This is a genomic window from Streptomyces flavochromogenes (assembly GCF_000717595.1).
In the GTDB taxonomy this organism is placed as follows: Bacteria; Actinomycetota; Actinomycetes; order Streptomycetales; family Streptomycetaceae; genus Streptomyces; species Streptomyces flavochromogenes.
Genome location: NZ_JNZO01000008.1, coordinates 233,445 through 250,519, shown reverse-complemented (window position 1 = coordinate 250,519; position 17,075 = coordinate 233,445). Strand labels below are relative to the sequence as shown.

General features: G+C 70.1%; 18 protein-coding genes and 3 pseudogenes. 12 read left to right on the top strand and 9 right to left on the bottom strand.

All coding sequences use genetic code 11. The features are described from left to right. Positions 1-28 precede the first annotated feature (28 nt). Together IF00_RS0112170 and IF00_RS0112165 are read left to right on the top strand one after the other, a co-directional pair. Positions 29-469: an SRPBCC family protein gene (locus IF00_RS0112170; RefSeq protein ID WP_030317287.1), complete on the top strand. Its 441-nt coding sequence runs from the start codon at positions 29-31 to the stop codon at positions 467-469. A gap of 181 nt (positions 470-650) precedes the next feature. Next, the gene (locus IF00_RS0112165) at positions 651-2,615 is read left to right on the top strand and encodes an acyl-CoA dehydrogenase family protein (protein ID WP_030317285.1); all 1,965 of its coding nucleotides are present in this window, start codon (positions 651-653) and stop codon (positions 2,613-2,615) included. A 190-nt stretch (positions 2,616-2,805) separates the two neighbouring features. On the opposite strand, the gene IF00_RS0112160 is transcribed toward IF00_RS0112165, so the two are convergent. Next, on the bottom strand, positions 2,806-3,750 hold the full coding sequence (locus tag IF00_RS0112160) for a nucleoside hydrolase (RefSeq protein WP_030317283.1): 945 nt from the start codon (positions 3,748-3,750) through the stop codon (positions 2,806-2,808). Positions 3,751-4,783: 1,033 nt separating this feature from the next. Continuing rightward, positions 4,784-5,278, bottom strand: coding sequence for an allene oxide cyclase barrel-like domain-containing protein (locus tag IF00_RS0112155; RefSeq protein ID WP_245234497.1), 495 nt, complete (start codon positions 5,276-5,278; stop codon positions 4,784-4,786). 207 nt (positions 5,279-5,485) lie between these two features. On the opposite strand from IF00_RS0112155, the gene IF00_RS0112150 reads away from it, so the two are divergent. The 6 genes and pseudogenes from IF00_RS0112150 (at position 5,486) to IF00_RS0112135 (ending at position 8,479) form a co-directional block, all read left to right on the top strand. Then, positions 5,486-6,295, top strand: coding sequence for a hypothetical protein (locus IF00_RS0112150; RefSeq protein ID WP_030317279.1), 810 nt, complete (start codon positions 5,486-5,488; stop codon positions 6,293-6,295). 168 nt (positions 6,296-6,463) lie between these two features. Then, positions 6,464-6,637 (top strand): annotated as a pseudogene (locus tag IF00_RS46865) (helix-turn-helix domain-containing protein); the annotation flags it as partial. A 34-nt stretch (positions 6,638-6,671) separates the two neighbouring features. Beyond that, positions 6,672-6,845 carry a hypothetical protein gene (locus IF00_RS46860; RefSeq protein WP_245234505.1) on the top strand — a complete coding sequence of 58 codons (174 nt, stop codon included), beginning with the start codon at positions 6,672-6,674 and terminating at the stop codon, positions 6,843-6,845. Beyond that, complete coding sequence (locus tag IF00_RS46855; RefSeq protein WP_037638007.1) at positions 6,842-7,027, top strand: hypothetical protein; 186 nt, start codon at positions 6,842-6,844, stop codon at positions 7,025-7,027. The genes IF00_RS46860 and IF00_RS46855 overlap by 4 nt, the downstream gene beginning before the upstream one ends. Before the next feature lie 82 nt (positions 7,028-7,109). Continuing rightward, positions 7,110-7,676, top strand: a complete 567-nt coding sequence (locus tag IF00_RS0112140; protein ID WP_158710448.1) for a hypothetical protein — start codon at positions 7,110-7,112, stop codon at positions 7,674-7,676. Between the two features lie 221 nt (positions 7,677-7,897). After that, positions 7,898-8,479, top strand: coding sequence for an SMI1/KNR4 family protein (locus IF00_RS0112135; RefSeq protein WP_030317275.1), 582 nt, complete (start codon positions 7,898-7,900; stop codon positions 8,477-8,479). 455 nt (positions 8,480-8,934) lie between these two features. Here IF00_RS0112135 and IF00_RS0112130 read toward each other — a convergent pair whose 3' ends face one another. After that, positions 8,935-9,408, bottom strand: coding sequence for a VanZ family protein (locus IF00_RS0112130; protein ID WP_342451038.1), 474 nt, complete (start codon positions 9,406-9,408; stop codon positions 8,935-8,937). Between the two features lie 423 nt (positions 9,409-9,831). On the opposite strand from IF00_RS0112130, the gene IF00_RS0112125 reads away from it, so the two are divergent. Beyond that, complete coding sequence (locus IF00_RS0112125) at positions 9,832-10,512, top strand: DUF4230 domain-containing protein (RefSeq protein ID WP_030317270.1); 681 nt, start codon at positions 9,832-9,834, stop codon at positions 10,510-10,512. 37 nt (positions 10,513-10,549) lie between these two features. Here IF00_RS0112125 and IF00_RS41120 read toward each other — a convergent pair. Together IF00_RS41120 and IF00_RS0112115 are read right to left on the bottom strand one after the other, a co-directional pair. Beyond that, positions 10,550-11,172: pseudogene (locus IF00_RS41120) on the bottom strand (transposase family protein). A gap of 86 nt (positions 11,173-11,258) precedes the next feature. Then, positions 11,259-11,642 carry a hypothetical protein gene (locus IF00_RS0112115; protein ID WP_030317266.1) on the bottom strand — a complete coding sequence of 128 codons (384 nt, stop codon included), beginning with the start codon at positions 11,640-11,642 and terminating at the stop codon, positions 11,259-11,261. Positions 11,643-11,833: 191 nt separating this feature from the next. On the opposite strand from IF00_RS0112115, the gene IF00_RS0112110 reads away from it, so the two are divergent. Beyond that, positions 11,834-12,727: an alpha/beta fold hydrolase gene (locus IF00_RS0112110; RefSeq protein WP_030317265.1), complete on the top strand. Its 894-nt coding sequence runs from the start codon at positions 11,834-11,836 to the stop codon at positions 12,725-12,727. On the opposite strand, the gene IF00_RS0112105 is transcribed toward IF00_RS0112110, so the two are convergent. After that, a complete protein-coding gene (locus IF00_RS0112105; RefSeq protein ID WP_245234496.1) occupies positions 12,709-13,338 on the bottom strand; it encodes a hypothetical protein in 630 nt (209 codons plus the stop codon). The two genes, IF00_RS0112110 and IF00_RS0112105, sit on opposite strands and share 19 nt — an antisense overlap. A 362-nt stretch (positions 13,339-13,700) precedes the next feature. After that, positions 13,701-14,447 (bottom strand): phosphotransferase family protein, encoded by a 747-nt coding sequence (locus IF00_RS0112100; RefSeq protein WP_030317263.1) that lies wholly within the window; start codon positions 14,445-14,447, stop codon positions 13,701-13,703. A 268-nt stretch (positions 14,448-14,715) separates the two neighbouring features. Between IF00_RS0112100 and IF00_RS0112095 the strand changes: the two genes are divergently transcribed. Continuing rightward, on the top strand, positions 14,716-15,138 hold the full coding sequence (locus IF00_RS0112095) for a DUF6924 domain-containing protein (RefSeq protein ID WP_051820131.1): 423 nt from the start codon (positions 14,716-14,718) through the stop codon (positions 15,136-15,138). Here IF00_RS0112095 and IF00_RS46850 read toward each other — a convergent pair. After that, positions 15,106-15,308: pseudogene (locus IF00_RS46850) on the bottom strand (hypothetical protein); the annotation flags it as partial. The gene IF00_RS0112095 and the pseudogene IF00_RS46850 sit on opposite strands and share 33 nt — an antisense overlap. A gap of 373 nt (positions 15,309-15,681) precedes the next feature. Then, positions 15,682-16,014: a hypothetical protein gene (locus tag IF00_RS0112090; RefSeq protein ID WP_030317260.1), complete on the bottom strand. Its 333-nt coding sequence runs from the start codon at positions 16,012-16,014 to the stop codon at positions 15,682-15,684. A 290-nt stretch (positions 16,015-16,304) separates the two neighbouring features. Between IF00_RS0112090 and IF00_RS0112085 the strand changes: the two genes are divergently transcribed. Next, positions 16,305-17,036: an ATP-grasp domain-containing protein gene (locus tag IF00_RS0112085; RefSeq protein WP_051820178.1), complete on the top strand. Its 732-nt coding sequence runs from the start codon at positions 16,305-16,307 to the stop codon at positions 17,034-17,036. Positions 17,037-17,075: the final 39 nt, after the last annotated feature.

The following is a 17,075-nucleotide window of genomic DNA, read 5'->3' as shown; positions in this document are numbered from 1 at the left end:
CGGTCAGGAGAAGACGGAGGTCGGCACGGTGATCACGGTGGAACGGAGCTTCGTCGTCGGGCTGCCGCTCGACGAGCTCGTCACGTATCTGGAGGACTTCAGCCGCACGGAGGAGTGGGATCCCGGGACCGTGCGCTGTGTACGTCTGGACGAGGGGCCGGTGCTGCCCGGGGCGCGGTGGCGCAACACCTCGCGCTTTCGTGGCCGCACCACCCGTCTCGAGTACCGGCTGGTGACGCGCGAGCCCTCCCGTCTGATGTTCGTCGGGGAGAACAAGACGGTCACCGCAACGGACGACCTTGGTTTCAAGGCCGAGTCCGCCTCGCTCACCCGGTTGACCTACCGGGCGTCACTGCGGTTCAAGGGGCTGGCGAGGCTCGCCACACCCTTCCTCAGGGCCGAGTTCGAACGCCTGGGCGACGAGGTCGTCGAACGCCTCCCGACCGCCGCCGCGCAACGGCGTGCGTAACGGCGCTGACCGGCTCCTGAGGGAACGAGGGGCCGACGATTTCCGCGGGCATCCTCAGGGGCGAGGTCGGGAACCGGGACGTGGCAGCCGGGCGCATTCGGGCCCTGGTGAGCACGTCGGCCGTGGCCGGGCGGAGATCGACGGGCTGGTTGATCCTTCCGCGGCGGGGTAGCCAAGCCGCATGGCCCACGACAACACATCCACCACCGCGACGACCGGCTACGTACAGCCCGACATCGACGTCCGGGCACTGTCCGCGGTGCTCGACGGCGAGTACGCCGAGATCCGCGACCTCGTCCGGACCAACCTGACGACGTACGCCTCCCTCTTCGAAGAGGCTGAGGAACTCGACATCGACGCGTTCCGCGATCGGGTGCGTGAGGTCGTGGTCGGGATGGCCGCGACGGGCCAGACCGGCATGGGTTTCCCGGCCGCGTACGGCGGTGGCGGCGACGTCGGGGCCTCGATCGCCGCGTTCGAGACGCTGGCCTTCGGTGACCTGTCGGTCCTGGTGAAGGTCGGTGTGCAGTTCGGTCTCTTCGGCGGCGCGATCCTGCATCTCGGCACCGAACGCCACCACGACGCCTATCTGCCGGGCCTGATCAGCGGCGAGCTGATGGGCTGCTTCGCGATGACCGAGACAGGGCACGGCTCCAACGTCCAGGCCCTCGGCACCGTCGCACGGTACGACGCCGCACATCAGGAGTTCGTCCTCACCACCCCCGATGATCAGGCGCGTAAGGACTACATCGGCAACGCGGCCCGCCACGCAGAACTGGCGGTCGTCTTCGCCCAGCTGGAAGTGGCCGGGAAGTCCCACGGCGTGCACGCCTTCGTCGTGCCCGTCCGGGTCGGCGGCGCACCGGCGCCAGGCGTCCGCATCGAGGACGACGGCCGCAAGATGGGGCTCAACGGCGTGGACAACGGCCGCATCTGGTTCGACGAGGTGCGGGTGCCGCGCGAGGCGCTGCTCGACAGGTTCGCCGACGTCAGCCCGGAAGGCGTCTACGAGAGCTCGATCGACAACCCCCACCGGCGGTTCTTCACCATGCTCGGCACGCTCGTGCAGGGCAGGGTCAGCGTCGGCGGCGCCGGAATCAGCGTCTCCAAGGTCGCCCTGGCGGTCGCCACCAAGTACGCCGTACGGCGGCGGCAGTTCGAGGCGGCCCCTGACGCCGAGGAGCAGGTGCTGCTCGATTACGGCCTGCATCAGCGCCGGTTGTTGCCGCTGATCGCCCGGACCTACGCGCTGCACTTCGCGCAGGACGTCGTCCGCTCGCACCTGCACGACGTGTTCTCCGGCATCGCGGACGACGCGGGGGCGCGGCGTCGGCTCGAGTCGCGGGCCGCGGGCATGAAGGCGCTCGCCACCTGGCACGCCACCCGGGTCGTCCAGGAGTGCCGCGAGGCGTGCGGCGGCGCCGGCTATCTCACCGTCAACCGGTTCGCCGCGCTCAAGGGCGACAGCGATGTCTTCACCACCTTCGAGGGCGACAACCACGTCCTGCTGCAGCTCGTCGCCAAGGGACTGCTCACCGATCAGGCGAGCGCGTTCGAGGACCTCGACCAGGCCGGCATGGTCCGCTACGTCACCGGCCTCGCTCTCGAGACGCTCCTCGAGCGGGCCTCCGTACACAAGATGCTCGAGCGAGTACGCGACCTGCTGCCCGGCGGCGACGAGTGGGACCGCGAAGCCGGTCTCCTCGACTCGGAGTACCAGCTCGCCATGGTCCGCTTCCGGGAGGAGCACATGCTGGCCGGCCTGGCCCGCCGGATCAAACGCGGGATCGACCAGAAGCGCGATCCCGGTGTCGTCTTCTCACAGGTGCAGGACCACGTCGTCGCGCTCGCCCGCGCCCACGTCGAACGGCTGGTGACGGAGGCCTTCGTCGACAAGGTACGCGCCATGCCCGAGGGCGACGAGAAGGTCGCGCTGGCATTGCTGTGCGACCTGTTCGCCCTGTCGACGATCGAAGCGGACCGGGCCTGGTTCATGGAGCACGGTCGACTGACCGTGCAGCGTTCCAAGGCGATCAGCCGTGAGGTGAACGACCTCTGCCGCAAGGTCCGGCCCCTCGCGGTCGACCTCGTCGACGCGTGGGGCATCCCGCCCGAGATGTTGCGTGCGCCCGATCTCGTGAGCTGAGCCGTGTGGGCGCCATCCCCAAACCGCCCGTGCTGGTTGGGATGCTCGTCGTTGACGGTCCCCGGGGGTACGGGCGGTCGACGACGGCAGAAGTGACAGAGGGCCGCGGGACTCGCTCCGGCGACCTGTCCGAAGGCGGGTGTACAGCGGTCACGGCCCTGCGGCGGAACGCCCGCAGAGGTTCGTACCTTCACCTGCTGCCAAGCACCCGCACGGCCTCCACGATCAGCTCCCAGAACCCGTCCGTGTCGACCTCCATCCCGACCTCGGTGACGGCCGGCCTGCCGGTCACACCGTGCAGGTCCACCACCGTCGCGCCCCGTGTGTGGGTGCCGGTCAGCTCCACCGTCACCGCCGCCCGCACCAGGCTGACCAGTGAGGGGTTGATCAGGTGGGCCACGGTGAGCGGGTCGTGCAGCGGCGGCGCGTCGAAGCCGTAGACCTCGCGGTAGGTGGACGCGAAGTAGGTGAGAAGGTCGACGCAGAGCCCGCTCAGCGGGGTGCCGAGCCCGGCGATCCGGGCGACCACCTCGGGGGTGGCCCGCACCTGGTGGGTGGCGTTGAGACCGAACATCGTCACCGGCAGCCCGCTGCGGAAGACGATGTCCGCGGCTTCCGGGTCGCAGAGGATGTTGAATTCGGCCGCGGGCGTGGTGTTGCCGCGCTCCGTCGAGCCGCCCATGAGCACGATCCGCTCGATCCGCGACGCGAGCTCGGGGTGGGCGAGCAGGAGGACCGCGATGTTGGTGAGCGGTCCGGTCGGCACCAGCGTCACCGGCGCCGGGGAGGCGAGCAGGGTCTCCCGCATGACGGTGAGTGCGTCACGCGGGTCCTGCGGTACCTCAGGCTCGCTCTCTCCGAAGCCGGGCCCGTCCAGGCCGGAGGTGCCGTGGATGTTCTCGGCGACCCGGATCGGCCCGTGGAGCGGTCGCTCCCTTCCCGCCGCGATCGGTACGCCCCGGATCCCGGCGACCGCACACACCCGGCGGGCGTTGAGCGTGGTCTTCTCCAGGGTCTGGTTGCCCGCGACGGTGGTGATGGCGAGCAGCTCGATGGCGGGGTGCGCGGCGGCCAGCAGGATGTTGAAGGCGTCGTCATGACCGGGATCGCAGTCGAGGATCACGGGGATGGGCATGTCTTCACCGTCCCATACTCGGGCCTGCGCGCGAAGGGGGCGGCGCCGGTCGTGACGAGGTCTCCGGGTCGGCGCCGGCCCGGAGCGGAACGGCACGGCGGATCATGCGACGCGCAGCTTCACCGGGCGGCTCAAGCGGGATTCTGCGGATCCACGCGTCCCAGCACGTCGGCGAGCGGTGCCCCGGTTCGTGCCGCTGCGATGCGGCGTTCTCGCACCTGGGCCCGGGTACGGGGTCGAAACGCGGGGTCCTTCCCGCAGCCACAGGTTTCGCGGCCCTCGTAGCGCAGCCCGGCGTCCAGCACGACTCCCACGACGGTCCACGCCTTGACGTCCCGGCGCCGCGGTGCCGCAAAGTCATGGCCGGCACAGACCATCGGCCCGGAGCAACAGGGGCATCGGTGCCCGCCGGGTCCCGGGTGTCGCTTGAACGCGACGCGGCAGGGCACGCACACGTGATGCAGCTTGTAGGACTTCTCGGCGTAGAGACACACAGGGTGAACGTACCCGCCATGGTGGTGGCTGACGAGGCGATTTCCCTGGCGCGGCGGGCTCAGTGGGTGCTCTTGAACATCGACCGCGCGTCAGTGCAGGCCAGCGGGTCCAACCGGCGGATCCGGCGGAGGCCGGCTCATCACCGGCTCCCCGGCATGGAGTCCGCCAACCGCAGGGACGTCCGTCGTGTGTACGTTCACCGCGCTCGTAGACCCGCGGTGACATCCACGAACGGTTCGTACGACGACCACGGGCCCGACGACCGCCGCTCGCCCCTGACACCCGTGGCGGAGGCCGGTTCGTGCACGACTCTGGCGTACCCGACCGGCCCGGTGGCAGGGTGACCTGCAAGCGGCCCTCCGCACCGCTCCCCCGCGGACCCGGCCGCCGGCCGTGCTCCGCGTCGTCCGCGGCAGTCGATGGCCGCGCCCGCCTCCCGGCTCCCCACGGGAGGCCACAGGCGCGCGAGGAGACAAGCTCACCACCACGGCGTGTCAGTGACCGTGCCACCCTGAACGGACCTGGTGGCACCCGTGTTTCATTCGAGGTCGATCGTGAAGCGCCTCGTGCCCGGAGCGATCGTTTCGGCGTGGACGGAACCCCGAGCCCGGTCGTAGATCCCGGTGCCGCCGGTGATCCCGTTGTCGAACGCAGGGGGAGGGCCCGGGTTGAGAATGCCGAAGACCATCCCCTGCACCGAGAGCTGGCCGCCCGGAAGGGTGTAGGTCACGACGCACACCTCCGCTCCGCCGTTGTCGACCCGGGTGGTGTCGCAGGTACCGCCGGTCTCGCCGACCTGCTTGCCCTCCTGGTCGAAGAGGATCGAACGGAAGACGGTCCGATCGCCCTGAGCGGGGGCACCGCCGGGGTTGACGGGGAAGCGCGTCTGCTCCGCGAGCCGGCCGGTGAGTGTGATGACCTTGCCGTGGGCCGAACCGGCGTCGGTCGCGGCAGCGGCCGCGACCGGGGCACCGGCGAGAAGGCCGACCAGCGCAGTGGCCGTTCCGAGACAGACTGCTCTGATGGGGCGCATGAAGGGGCTCCTGCGGTTGATGTTCATGGATGTTCCGGTGACGCATCCATAACCTCAGCCCTGCCGCGCCCAGCGTGACCACCGGAAGATCCGACCTATCGGATGAGCCCGTACGAGAATCGGCGCCCGCCCGGCCTTGGTCTTCGCCGGCACCGCTGCTCCCTCTCGTCCGCAGAGCATCCGGAAGAGACGGCCTACAGTGACGCAATGCCCTCATCCGCGGACCAGCCCGCCCTGGACCTGCTCGATGCGCACCTGGAGGCACTGGGGGACGGAACGGACCCCCCACTGCTGGAGGGGCCGGTCCTCCTTGCCGCGGAGGAAGGGGACGAGCTGGTCCGCTGGGCCCTGGACCGGCTCCGGCGCCTTCCCAGCGAGCCGAAGGACGCCTTCGCCCGTCGCGTCGGCAGTCTTCTGGAAGAGTTCCGCTCCCGCCGCTGTCCCTGGAACGCGGCGGCGCTGCGGCTGCTCGGCGCCACGTACACCTTCGCCGCCACCGGCCCGCGGCGGTACGAGGACTGGGCGCACGACGTCCGCGCCGTGCTGCATCGGTCGGTCCCCGACCCCCGGGGCTGGGTACGACTGGACGGGGACCGCGCCAACACCGCCCGCCACACGGTGCCCGCGTACCCCTTCGACCCGCCGGACTCCGCAGAGTTGCGCCGTCGCCTGTACGCCCTCGAGGCCGAGGCGGCGGTCGCCGCGCTCGCCGTCATGGCCGAGGAATGGCAGTCGGAACACGCCCCCGTCCGCTCCCGCCCGGACCGGAACGCCGTGCTGACGGATGCCCGGACCCTGCTCGACCGGTACGGGCCCGCCGCGCGCTACTGGACCAACGCGACGGCCGCCGCCTCTGCCCCCGCTCCGGACTTCCTCGCGGCAGGCCTCCAGGGGACTCGATCCCACGGCTTCCTCACCTCTGAGTACATCAACGGCCTCGATCTCCTCGAAGACCTGGGTCTGATCGCGGTGACCGACGACGAGGTGGGCGTCTTCTGGTCGTTCGGGGCGTACTGACGACGTACCGGCTCTCGGGGGCGGTTCTGCCGCCGCGGGCGATCGGCACTGTCGAGGCGGCCTCCTCGGCGGTGCCGGACCCCTCGTACGACCTTCGCGGTGACACATTCGACCGCTCCCCCTCCTGGCCCGCTCACTGTTCGTGACGAACCACCGGGGAGGGATGGCATGGAACCGAGTCGGCTCCGCTCCTTCGTGACCGTCCCGGAGGAGGGCGGCTTCGGCCCGGCCGCCGAGCGACTCGGCATGGTGCCGGCGGCAGTCGGTCAGCAGATCGCCAGGCTGGAGCGCGCTTGGGGCGTGGTGCTCTTCGATCGCACGACCCGGCGCGTGCGGCTCTCCGCGGCGGGGGAACGGATGCTGCCGGAGGCGCGCGGTGCTCGCCGCCGCCGACCACACGGCCCGCGTGGCCTCCGACATCGCGGCGGGCGACGACGGCATCCTGCGTCTGGGCGTCGTCCACGGCCCTGGAGAGCGGCTCAACCGCGTCCCGGCCGGGCTTGCCGCCGGGGGCGCCCCTGCTCCAGGTACGGCAGCGGAGCCTGCATGACCGAGGCCCGGCTGCTCACGGAGGACGACGACACGTACCGGCTCACCCCGCTGGGCCGGAACCTCGTCGAGGTGCTCCGTCCACTCGACGCCTGGAGCCGCCGCTGGGCGGAGGAGACGGCCGCCGAGACCGACGCGGCGACGAACCCTGGAGGGGGTGCGCGTCGACCGATGGTCGGATGAGACTCTGTCCAAGAGGCTGCTCGTCGTCCTGTCCTGGGAGCAGCCGATACGAACGCGGCGAGCGAGACGACCGGAGGAATGAGTGACTGCTCAGCAGCCCCGTGACGAGGTTCCGGTGACGGTGGCCACGGAAGCCGGAATGCTCGCTCTGTGGGATCCGCAGCGGTTCGAGACCGTCGTCGACGACGACAGCTGGGAGGACGAACTCCTGGAGGAGGACGACATCGTCCGGCACATCCAGGCGGGTGCTCTTGTCCCGCTCAACGTAGGCGGAGACGGCGCGTTCGGGGTTCTGATCCGGTCGGGCACCGAGGCCGCGCCGGCCCGGTTGACCGAACGGGAGGCAGCCCATCAGCTGATCGTTTCCCAGCCCTACCTCTTCGTCTCCCGAGGTCGCGCGCTCATGGGTGGCATCGAAGACGTCGGCGGAGACGCCTCGGACGGCTCCGTCGAGCACCCCACGCCGGAAGGCCGGCATGCCGTGGTCGTCCACTTGATCGACTGGCAGGCCGAAGCCGGCGGTCAGGACGAGGCCGGGCGGCCCGCTCCGGGAGCCCTGCCGGACTTCGTGGTGCTGATCAACCCCGCTCAGTCCACGCAGGGAACCTTCCGGACCGCGGTGCATACGTTCGAGGCCGCGAACAGCTGATACCGGCGAAACCCGATGCAGACCGCTGAGCCGCTGCCGCTGCTGGGTCTTGGTGGCGGGGCGGCGTGAGCGATGCGTAACCTCTTGGTCGTACCGCAGCGATCAATGTGGCGAGAGGTCTCGGCGGAAGGCAGTCACCGGCCCGGGTCCGCCCTTGATCCTCGCCGCCGCGTGTGACTGGGTTTGCCCGCTGAGAATCGACGATCAGGCAGGTGGGGCGTATGGCGAGTGTGGGCGACCTGGTGCAGTTGTTCGGCCCACCACCGGTCCGGGAGTCGTCCCCGGACGACTGGGCCGAGGTGGAGAGCTATATCGGCTCAGCGCTGCCCCGCGACTTCAAGGCGTTCCTCGACGCCTACGGCACCGGAGTGATCAGCGGAGAGCTGGTCGTCTTCCACCCCAGCGGGCCCAGCCCGCTGCTGGAACGTATGCGGCAGGTCCACGAAACGTTCGGCCGGTCATGGCGCCGCGACTCGGACGAGTACCCGTTCCGGTTTCACCCCGACCCGGACGGCCTCATCTCCTGGGGTTACGACTATTTCGGCGACGAGCACTTCTTCTGGCCATGCGACCCGGACCCGGACCGCTGGAAGATCGTCACGAACAGCGACGGGGTCGACCCCGAGGTCTTCGACGGACCGTTCTCCGACTTCGTGCTCGCCTTCGCCGAGCGCATGCGCGATGTGGACCCGCACTACGGGATAGACCCGGACGCCCTGGAGTTCCTCGAGCCGGAAGACCTGAACGAACTGGCGGAGCGCGGTGAGATCGGCCCGGTCACGCCCAGCTTTGAGCCGTTCTGATCCGACTGCTCCGCAACGGCCTGTCGCCCCGGATCGAGCGATGAGGCTCGCGCGCTTCACACGTCCCGGCACATCAGCGTCATCGGTGAACCGGGAGAGCGACCAACGCGCTCGCGGTGCTTCGTGCGGGCTGGGACTGGCTCTGGTGGGCCGTCGGAATGCAGGACGTCCCGGACTCCGGCGAGTGCTGGACGTGCCTCTGGGCGGCCGACAGGTCCGGGGAAGATCGAGCCCTCGACACTCTGCCCCCGTGCACGCATCCGCAGCCGGTCCGGGTGGGGCCCGACGTGCCGGCCGGCTCACCTCCACGGGCGCGGGCCGCGGGGCCCTCCGGCGCGGCGACCGGCGGCAAGTGGATGCGGAACGGCGGCCGGTCGCGTCGCACGTAGCCGCACATGTACAAGGCGCCGCCAGGCACGACGGCCCGCCGACCGCGCCGCCTCCCCGCCACGGCGTCAGTGGGACGGGGTGTGCGCGCGCCGCTGCCACCAGCGGGGGCGAGTGCGCGGGCGGACGATACGACCCAGCCGACGGCCGACGAGCACGTAGCCGAGGAGCGCTCCCGTCGTGTTGAGGAAGACGTCGTCGATGTCGAAGGCACGACCCGTGACGAGCGCGCCCTGCACCAGTTCCACGAGCAGCATGGTCACCGCGGTGATGAGCGCGACCCGAAGGAATCCGCGCGCCTTGAGCGACAGGAGCGGCAGCAGGATTCCGAAGGGGACACCGAGGGCGATGTTCCCCCCGAGCTGCTTGACGGTGTCCACGAAGCCGGGCTGGTTGAGGTAGTTCTCGATCGACCGGCCCGGTGTCAGATTGCTGTGGGTGAGGGGCACGGATGCCGGCGAGGCCTCAAGGGTGAGTCTGGCCAGGACCACGGCGAACGCCACCATGCCCGCGAGGGCCGTCAGCGTGACCAGCGCCCGCACGAACCGCCCCGGGCCCCGCCGGACCGGGACCGCTGCCTTCGCCTTCGTCGCTCGGGTCCCCGGCCCCGCCCCGCCTGGCCCCGCATCGGCCGGCTCGGCGCCTCCCCCGCCGGTGTCGGCCGGCTCGGAGTCGGCTCCTGCTCCCCCGCCCGGCCTCACCTTTGCCGATTTCGTCTCGCCGGGCCGCGCCGCCCTGCCTCGCAGCCCTCCGGCCTGTCTCCGCACCGCTCTCCAATCGATCATGCCCCTCTTCCTCCTCCGGATCACCACCTGCGGACAGACCCCGCGTACCCGCGACCACGTGCGGTATGCCGCGTGGTTCATCGGGTCCGCACGTCCGGCACACCCTCCTCAGGAGCATCAACCCGTCGCATTATCAGCGGAGTTGGGAATGGGATACGTAGACGCGGGCACGAGGCGACCATGGGAGAAGACACCGAGAACAGCCCCTCACCGCCCCACCGGACCTGGCGGCGATCCGGAGGAAAGTGGCGCCTCGTCACCGGCGCTCTGCTCGTGCTCGCCGTCGCCCTCATGCTGATCGGTCAGTTCCTCAGGCTCCCCGGTCTGGACGTCTTCGGGACGCAGGTGAAGGACCGCTCCGGTCCCGCCGTCCTGCAGTCCGTCCAGGACCTGAGCCGGTACGAGGGCGCGGCAGGGACCTACCAGGTCGTGGTCGACCTGGAGCGCGACGCGCGGTTCCTGCCGGACGCGATCCGCGGAACCCGCACGCTCTACGTGGCGAACGGCAGCGTCGGCGCCTACGTCGAACTGGGCGGCCTCGGGAACGACGCCGTGACCGTCGACGCGGACCGGACCGAGGCCACCCTGCGTCTGCCACACGCCCGGCTGGCCGCTCCCGCGCTCGATCCCGGGCGCTCGTACGCCGTTTCCAAGCAGCGCGGCCTGCTCGACCGGCTGGGCGATCTCTTCTCGGACAATCCGGCGAGCGAGCAGGCTGTCAACGTCCTCGCCGCCCAGCGGATCAGCGACGCCGCCCGCGAGTCCGGCCTGACGTCGCGGGCGGAGCGGAACACGACCGAGATGCTCCAGAAGCTCCTGCTCGGCCTCGGCTTCGAGCGGGTGACGGTCACCTACACATGAGTGGGATCGCCTGCTGGATGGCCTGCGCCTCCTTCCGTCACCCGGCGAGGGCGAAGCTGTGCAGGCGGGCGACGCCGAGCATGGCGTGGTGGACGCCGTCGCCTTGGAGGCGGCAGTCGCGGAGAATCTTCCAGGTCTTCATGCGGGCGAAGGTGTGCTCGACGCGGGCTCGAACCATGCGGTGGGAGGCGTTGTGCTCCTCTTTCCAGGCCAGGAGCTCGGGCTGGCCGGGTTCGCAGCGGTGTGGGATGACCGGGCCGGTGGGTGGTTGGTGGAGTACCGGTAGTTCTTCGACTGCTCGGCGACGCTGTGGCCGCGGGTGGGGACCAGGGTGCCGTCCACGATCAGGACGGTGTCCTTGCGGAACTGCCGGCGCTGGTTCAGCGCGAGCAACGGCCCGAGATGGTCGATGATGCGGTCGGCGGCCGCCTTCGACACCCCGAACAGCGGGGCGAGCTGGCGCAGGGTGAGGTTGGTGCGCCAGTACGCGGCGACCAGCAGGACCCGGTCCTCCAGGGGCAGGCTCCGGGGCCGGCCCTCGCGGACCGGATCAGCGCCCTCGCGCCGCAGCGCGGTGATCAGCTGGCCGAACTGCCGCGCGCTCAGCCCGGTGAACGGGGCTATCCAGGACGGCTGCGACGCCGTGATCACACCAGTCACGGCGAGCTCCTCACACGGTTCCCGTCGGTACTGCCGCGCTGATCACTTCCTGGACAGGCACAGATCCTTGGCTGCGGGTCAGGGGATCAGCGCTCTTCCCACTGGGTGCGGGCGAGCTCCATGTTCGTCCGGACCAGGTCCTCGTCGTCCTCGATCATGAACAGCGAGTACCGGCCCGTTGCGTCCAGGGCTTCGAAGACCCGGTGGGCCCAGGCGTCCGAGTCCGGCTGATTGGCAGTGACCCGGGCCGGGTGGGAATGGTACGGCTCGTCCAGGTCTGGCGGCACGGCGACCCAGCAGCTCAGCCAGTGCTCGTTGTCCCCCCAGGTGAAGGAGGGGGATTGCCCATCGGTGTCACAGAAGAACTCGATGCCGAAGGCCACTTCGAGGTCGGCCCGCAGGGCCTCCGCGAGGGTGGCCCCAGGGGCCTGCGGCCCCCGGAAGCCGGCGTAGATGTCGTATTCGCTCAAGATGATCAGCCTCAGCCCACGTCGAAGGTCTCGTTGTAGCAGTATCCGATCAGTCGCACCTGGGTGAACTCACGCGACGCTCCCGCGGTGCACAAGAACGTGTCGAGCCCCTTCTCAACTTCGGCCCACGACCCACGCGCATCCGCACGGGGTCAGAGATCGTTTACGGGACAAGCCTTAGGCTCCCTCCCATGGGACACCCTGTGCGCACCGACGACGGCCGGCTTCTGGTGGCCGAGGAATGGGGCGATCCTTCGGGCACCCCGGTGGTTCTCCTCCACGGGACGCCCGGTACCCGTCTCGGCACCCTGCTGCCCGGGCTCGCCGCGCAGCATCCCGGGTTCCGCTTCCTTGCCTACGACCGTCCCGGCTACGGGGAGTCCGAGCGCGCCCCGGGCCGCCGGGTCGCCGACGCGGCCCGGGATGTGGCGGCCGTCGCCGATGCCTTCGGCGTCGAGCGGTTCGCGGTGGTCGGCCGGTCCGGCGGAGGCCCGCACGCGCTCGCCTGCGCGGCGCTGCTGCCGGAGCGGGTCCGGGCGGCCGCCGTACTCGTCGGGCTCGCTCCCCCGGACGCGGCCGGTCTGGACTGGTACGCGGGCATGACCCCGTTCAACGTGCACGAGTACGGCCTGGCCCGTGCGCATCTGGACGGGCGGGACCCCGATGGGCTCGAACGGGACCTGGCCGCCCGGGCCGTCGCCATCCGGCAGGACCCGGTGCGTCTCCTCGACGACCTGCGTGCCGATCTCTCCCCCCATGACCTGCCGGTCGTCGAAGACCCGCGGGTACGGGCGGTGCTGCTGCGCACCTACGAGGAGGCCCTGCGGGTCTCGCATCACGGCTGGCTCGACGACTGCCTGGCCTTCGTCCGCCCGTGGGGCTTCGACGTCTCCTCCGTCACCTCACCCGTGCTGCTGTGGCACGGCCTCGACGACGCCTTCTCGCCTGTGACGCACACCCGTTGGCTGGCCGGACGGATCCCCGGCGCCGAGCTCGTGCTCGTACCGGAAGCCGGTCACTTCGCCGCCCAGTGGGCGCTGCCTGATGTGCTGCGCTGGCTGGACGGTCAGGGCGCGGGGCGCTGATACGAGGTCGAGCGGGCGCCCTTCAAGGCGTCGAGGATCCGCTCGTGGCTGTCCCCGACGACATCGCCGACGCGGACCCTGATGTGGAGCGCCTCTACCTCGTCGACGAAGCGCTGGGAGAAGGCGCCGAGCATCGTCGTCTCGTAGGAGCCGGTGCCCACCAGGGGGAATCTCCCCATGGTGATCAGCTGGAAGTCCTCCCCGACGGTGAGCCCGGCCCCGGTCAGCACCTCGGCCACACCCTGGATGTCGGTCCACGGGGCGGCGTGCTGCGGGTCCTCGCCGCGCAGGACGGCCCGGCACTCGTAGGCCTCGATCACGACGGTGTGCGAGCCTCCGTTGAGCAGCCCGACCTGCCACTCGGGTACGCCGCCCCGAAGGTGCCCGGTCGTCCAGTCGGCGCGCCAGCCCAGCATCGGCCGTACGGTACGGGCGTACTGGGCCCTGGCGAGGACCGCGCCGGCCGCGACGGCGAGCAGGCTGCCGAGCGGCTCCATGTCGAGCAGCTGCAGCCGCCACGGCCATTCGGCCCGGGCCTCCGCCGTCAGGTTGGCCCGGACGGCCTCCCAACCGAGCACCGCAGTCAGCAGGACGAGCAGCACGATGGGCATCGTGAAGAGCAACGGGCTGCGCCGCACCCGCCGTTGAGCATCCGTCTCGATGGTCGGCCCACCCCGCCTGAACCTGCCCACGACCAACTCCCCCGGTCCTCGAACAACGGTCCCCCGACCGCGCGTACGACCCGGGGCCCCGACCGGCTCATGGTGCCCGAACGGAGGCCTGGCCCACTAGGGCGTGTACGGAAAGTGGATCTTGAACTGTGTCTGATCGCGGTATCCGCGACGACATCCACCACGCGTTCGTCACCCTTGACTGCGCCGCCACCTGCCGGAGACGTCTCCGCACCACGCTTTGTTGAGAGCGAGGGCCGGGGGGCGTCCGAGGCACTCGTAGCAGTCGGGCCCGCGTAGCCTCACATCCGGGATCTCAGCACGTCGACCTCACAGCCTGGCGCGAACGGGTCGAAGCCGTGCTCGATCAGCCAGCGAACTGCCAGCAGGCTTCGCAACGACCACCACGCGTGGATCACGTCGAGGTCGATGTCGGTGCCATAGCCGGCGAGGACGTCGTCGAGGTGCTCCTCGTACCCGAGCGTGAAGGTGGCGAGGTCGTACAAGGCATCGCCCTGGCCCGCCTCGGACCAATCGATGATGCCGGTGACCTCGTCGCCTTCGACGAAGACGTGCGCGATCTGCAGGTCGCCGTGGGTGAACGCCGGAGTCCACGGCCGGAGCGCGGCCTCGGCGACCTGGCGGTTACGGGTGACCAGGTCGGCGGGCAGGAGGCCGTTCGTGACGAGCGACTCGCACTCGGCGTCGAGTTCCGCCGCCAGCGCGACGATGCTTTGGCCGGCCCGGCCGGACCGGGGCGGCAGCGGCGCGTCGTGCAGCGTACGGATGACAGCGCCCGCCGCGGCCCACGCCGCCGGCGTGCCGGTCGACGGTCTGCCGAGACGGCCGAGCGTCGTCCCCGGGAGTGCGGCGATCGCGAGCACGGGCGGCTTACGCCACAGGACTTCCGGGGTGGGGACGGGCGCGAGGGACATCGCCTCGACCTCGACGTCGATACGCGCCTGGTCGGCGTCCACCTTCAGGAACACGTCGCCCACGCGCAGGGTCGCACGCTCGGAATGGGCGACGACGACCTCGACCTCATCCATGGGCGATCAGTATTCCGGAGGTGATCGCCGACGTCGCCGGCTTTATCGCGTGCGATGACGCAGCTGACCGCGTTCCGCTACCTGGGCAGCCTCGTGCGCGACAGTGGCCCATGACCAGGTCAAGCCCACCACTTTTTCGAGGAGTCCTCACAGAGCGCCTTATCCCGGCTGGGGCGTCTGGTATCGCCGGGTTGCTTGAGGAGTTCCGCCGGTGCGGTGGCTACCAGGTCCGGACAGCCGAGTCAGCGGCGGATGAGAGGATCGCGAGATGCCTCTGCCTCAGCCCGATGATCTGACCTCGCTGGTTCTGCGTACCGACTTCGGTGACGAGAAGGCCTGGAAATCGCTTCGAGTCGCGCTCGACGCGGCGGGCGATTACCCCCATGCCACGTGTGTCAGCGAGCTTCGCTTTGCCGGCGTGGGGGTCCAGGCCTTGATGGCTGAAGAGGCTGCTGCCCACGAAGACGAGCAGATCGTCTACATGTTTCTGGCGGACGCAGCCGCGATGAAGGATCCGGGTCACCCACTCCTGGCCGTGGACCTCTCGGACGAGCCTGGGCGGACGTTCAGGGTCCCCGCTCGCTGGTTCCCTGATATCTCGACCAACCTCAGCATCGCCAACATGGACTTCGCGGAGTTCGCCGACGCCGCTGATGAATCAGGAACCTTCCGCGGCTTCGACGAGGGCTGATGCCCTTTCGTTGCGGCCCGTCCGGGTGAGCCATGTACCGCGCAAGTCCAGTGCGGCTTCTCGGGTGAGGCGACGGCTCAGCAGATCGATCATCACGATCGGATCATGCCTTCGGAACGGGAGGGCAGGGCTTCGTAGTCGCGGGCCAGGCGTCGGTGGTGCATGAGCCACCGTCGCCTCGCCAGCGACTACGCGACCCACCCGCATCGCTCCGCGTCGTGGACGCTTCGGACCTGGACAGGGTGACGCGCATGGCCGATGTCATCCCCACGAACCCGCAGGAGGAAGCCGCGCAAGGCCGCATAGCCCTCTGGCTCACAGCAGAGGACCTTCGGTGGCCGGCGGGCCATTGCTGCTGCCCACGCCAGGCGGTCGAGTGCGGGATCAGCCGCCTCAAGAGGCAGCCGCCCGCGGCCACATGACGACGAACTCGCCGTTTGTTACGAGGGTGGCTCCGACCAGTACTTTCGCAATGCACCCTAGTCGGTGAAAGGCGAGGACGCCGAGCGCCAACGGCTCGTCCCGCTGCCGGCCCGAAGGACATCACTCACCGATCTGGGTGTGTGCCGGTCCTGAGTCGTAGCGGTCGAGGAACTCGCTCGACGTGAGGTCGAGCGCATGGAGTTGGGAGAACACCTCCGTCCCCGCGCCCAGCTCCTCGTCGAGGTCGGAGATCCGGTATGCCTGCATCATGTCGAGGACGACGAAGTCGCCCTCCCGTGCATACTCGGCCGACTCCCGCTCAGCCAGGGTGAGGGCATCGTCGAGGGACTGTGCTCGGAACAGGACGACACGCTCCTCGTAGGGGCGGTTCTCCCAGGTCAGCCATCTGTAGAAGGTTCTGACGCTGTACCACGCCTTCGGCTCTTGCTTCATTCCGGTCTGCCATGTCCCCTCGCGCTACGCCGTGATCACTGTAGAGAGAGATCCACATTCGCAACAGGCCTGGGCGCGAGCCCGGCACGGTCCCGCTCAACGGCATCGTCGCCCGTCGGCCGCGAAGCCCGTATCAGCGTTGGGTTGCAGTTCCTCGGGCCCACGCGCCCCGCCAGTCCTGCCCCTTCAAACGGCAGGCGGCCGGGACCGGGTCGGGTCTAGGCTGGCGTCTTTGCACGTCGCGAAGGAGAGTTGCGGTGCTGGTCATGCCTGGGCGGCGGACGTCGACGATGGAGCTGCTGGCCGTTGAGGCGGCGGGGCGGGGGATGGTGGTCGCCGCCGCTGAGGAGGTCTCTCCGGCGCCGGGACCCGCGTACTGGTACGGGGGGCCGGTGGCAGGCGCGCGGTTGGCCGGGCGGCTGGGGTTCGCGCTGCTCGAACCGGCGGACGACTGGCTTTCCGAGCTGCCGGAGGAGTTCACCGGACGGGAGGTCCGTGCCGCGACCGTCCTGGATGCTTGGGCGATCGAGCGGCCGACGTTCGTCAAGCCGCCACGGGACAAGTCCTTCCCGGCGGACGTCTACGCAGACGGTTCCCGGCTGCCCGCCGATCTGGACCCTGGCACGCCGGTGCTGCTCTCCGATGTGGTGACCTTCGCCGCCGAGTACCGGCTGTTCCTGCTCGACGGACAGATCGCCGCGGGCAGTCGATACGCGGTGTTCGGCCGGCTCGACCCACACCCGCTCGACAGGCACGGGCCCATCGCCGCGGAGATCGCCGAGTTCGTCGACCGCCTGGTCGCTGCGGCCGGGCCCGCCCTGCCGAGCGCCGTCGTCGTGGATGTCGGACAGCTGCTCGACACCTACCGCCCGGGCCATCGGTGGGCTGTGGTGGAAGCCAATATGGCGTGGTTCTCCCACGCGTACGCCGCTGACCCGGCGCGGGTGCTGGACGTGGTTCTGCGGGCAGCGGGGCCGCGGGAGCACGTGAAGCCGACGGATCTGCCGTTCGTGCGGCATTGATGTGACGGTTCCGAGTGGGACGGCTACGGCCGGCCTTCC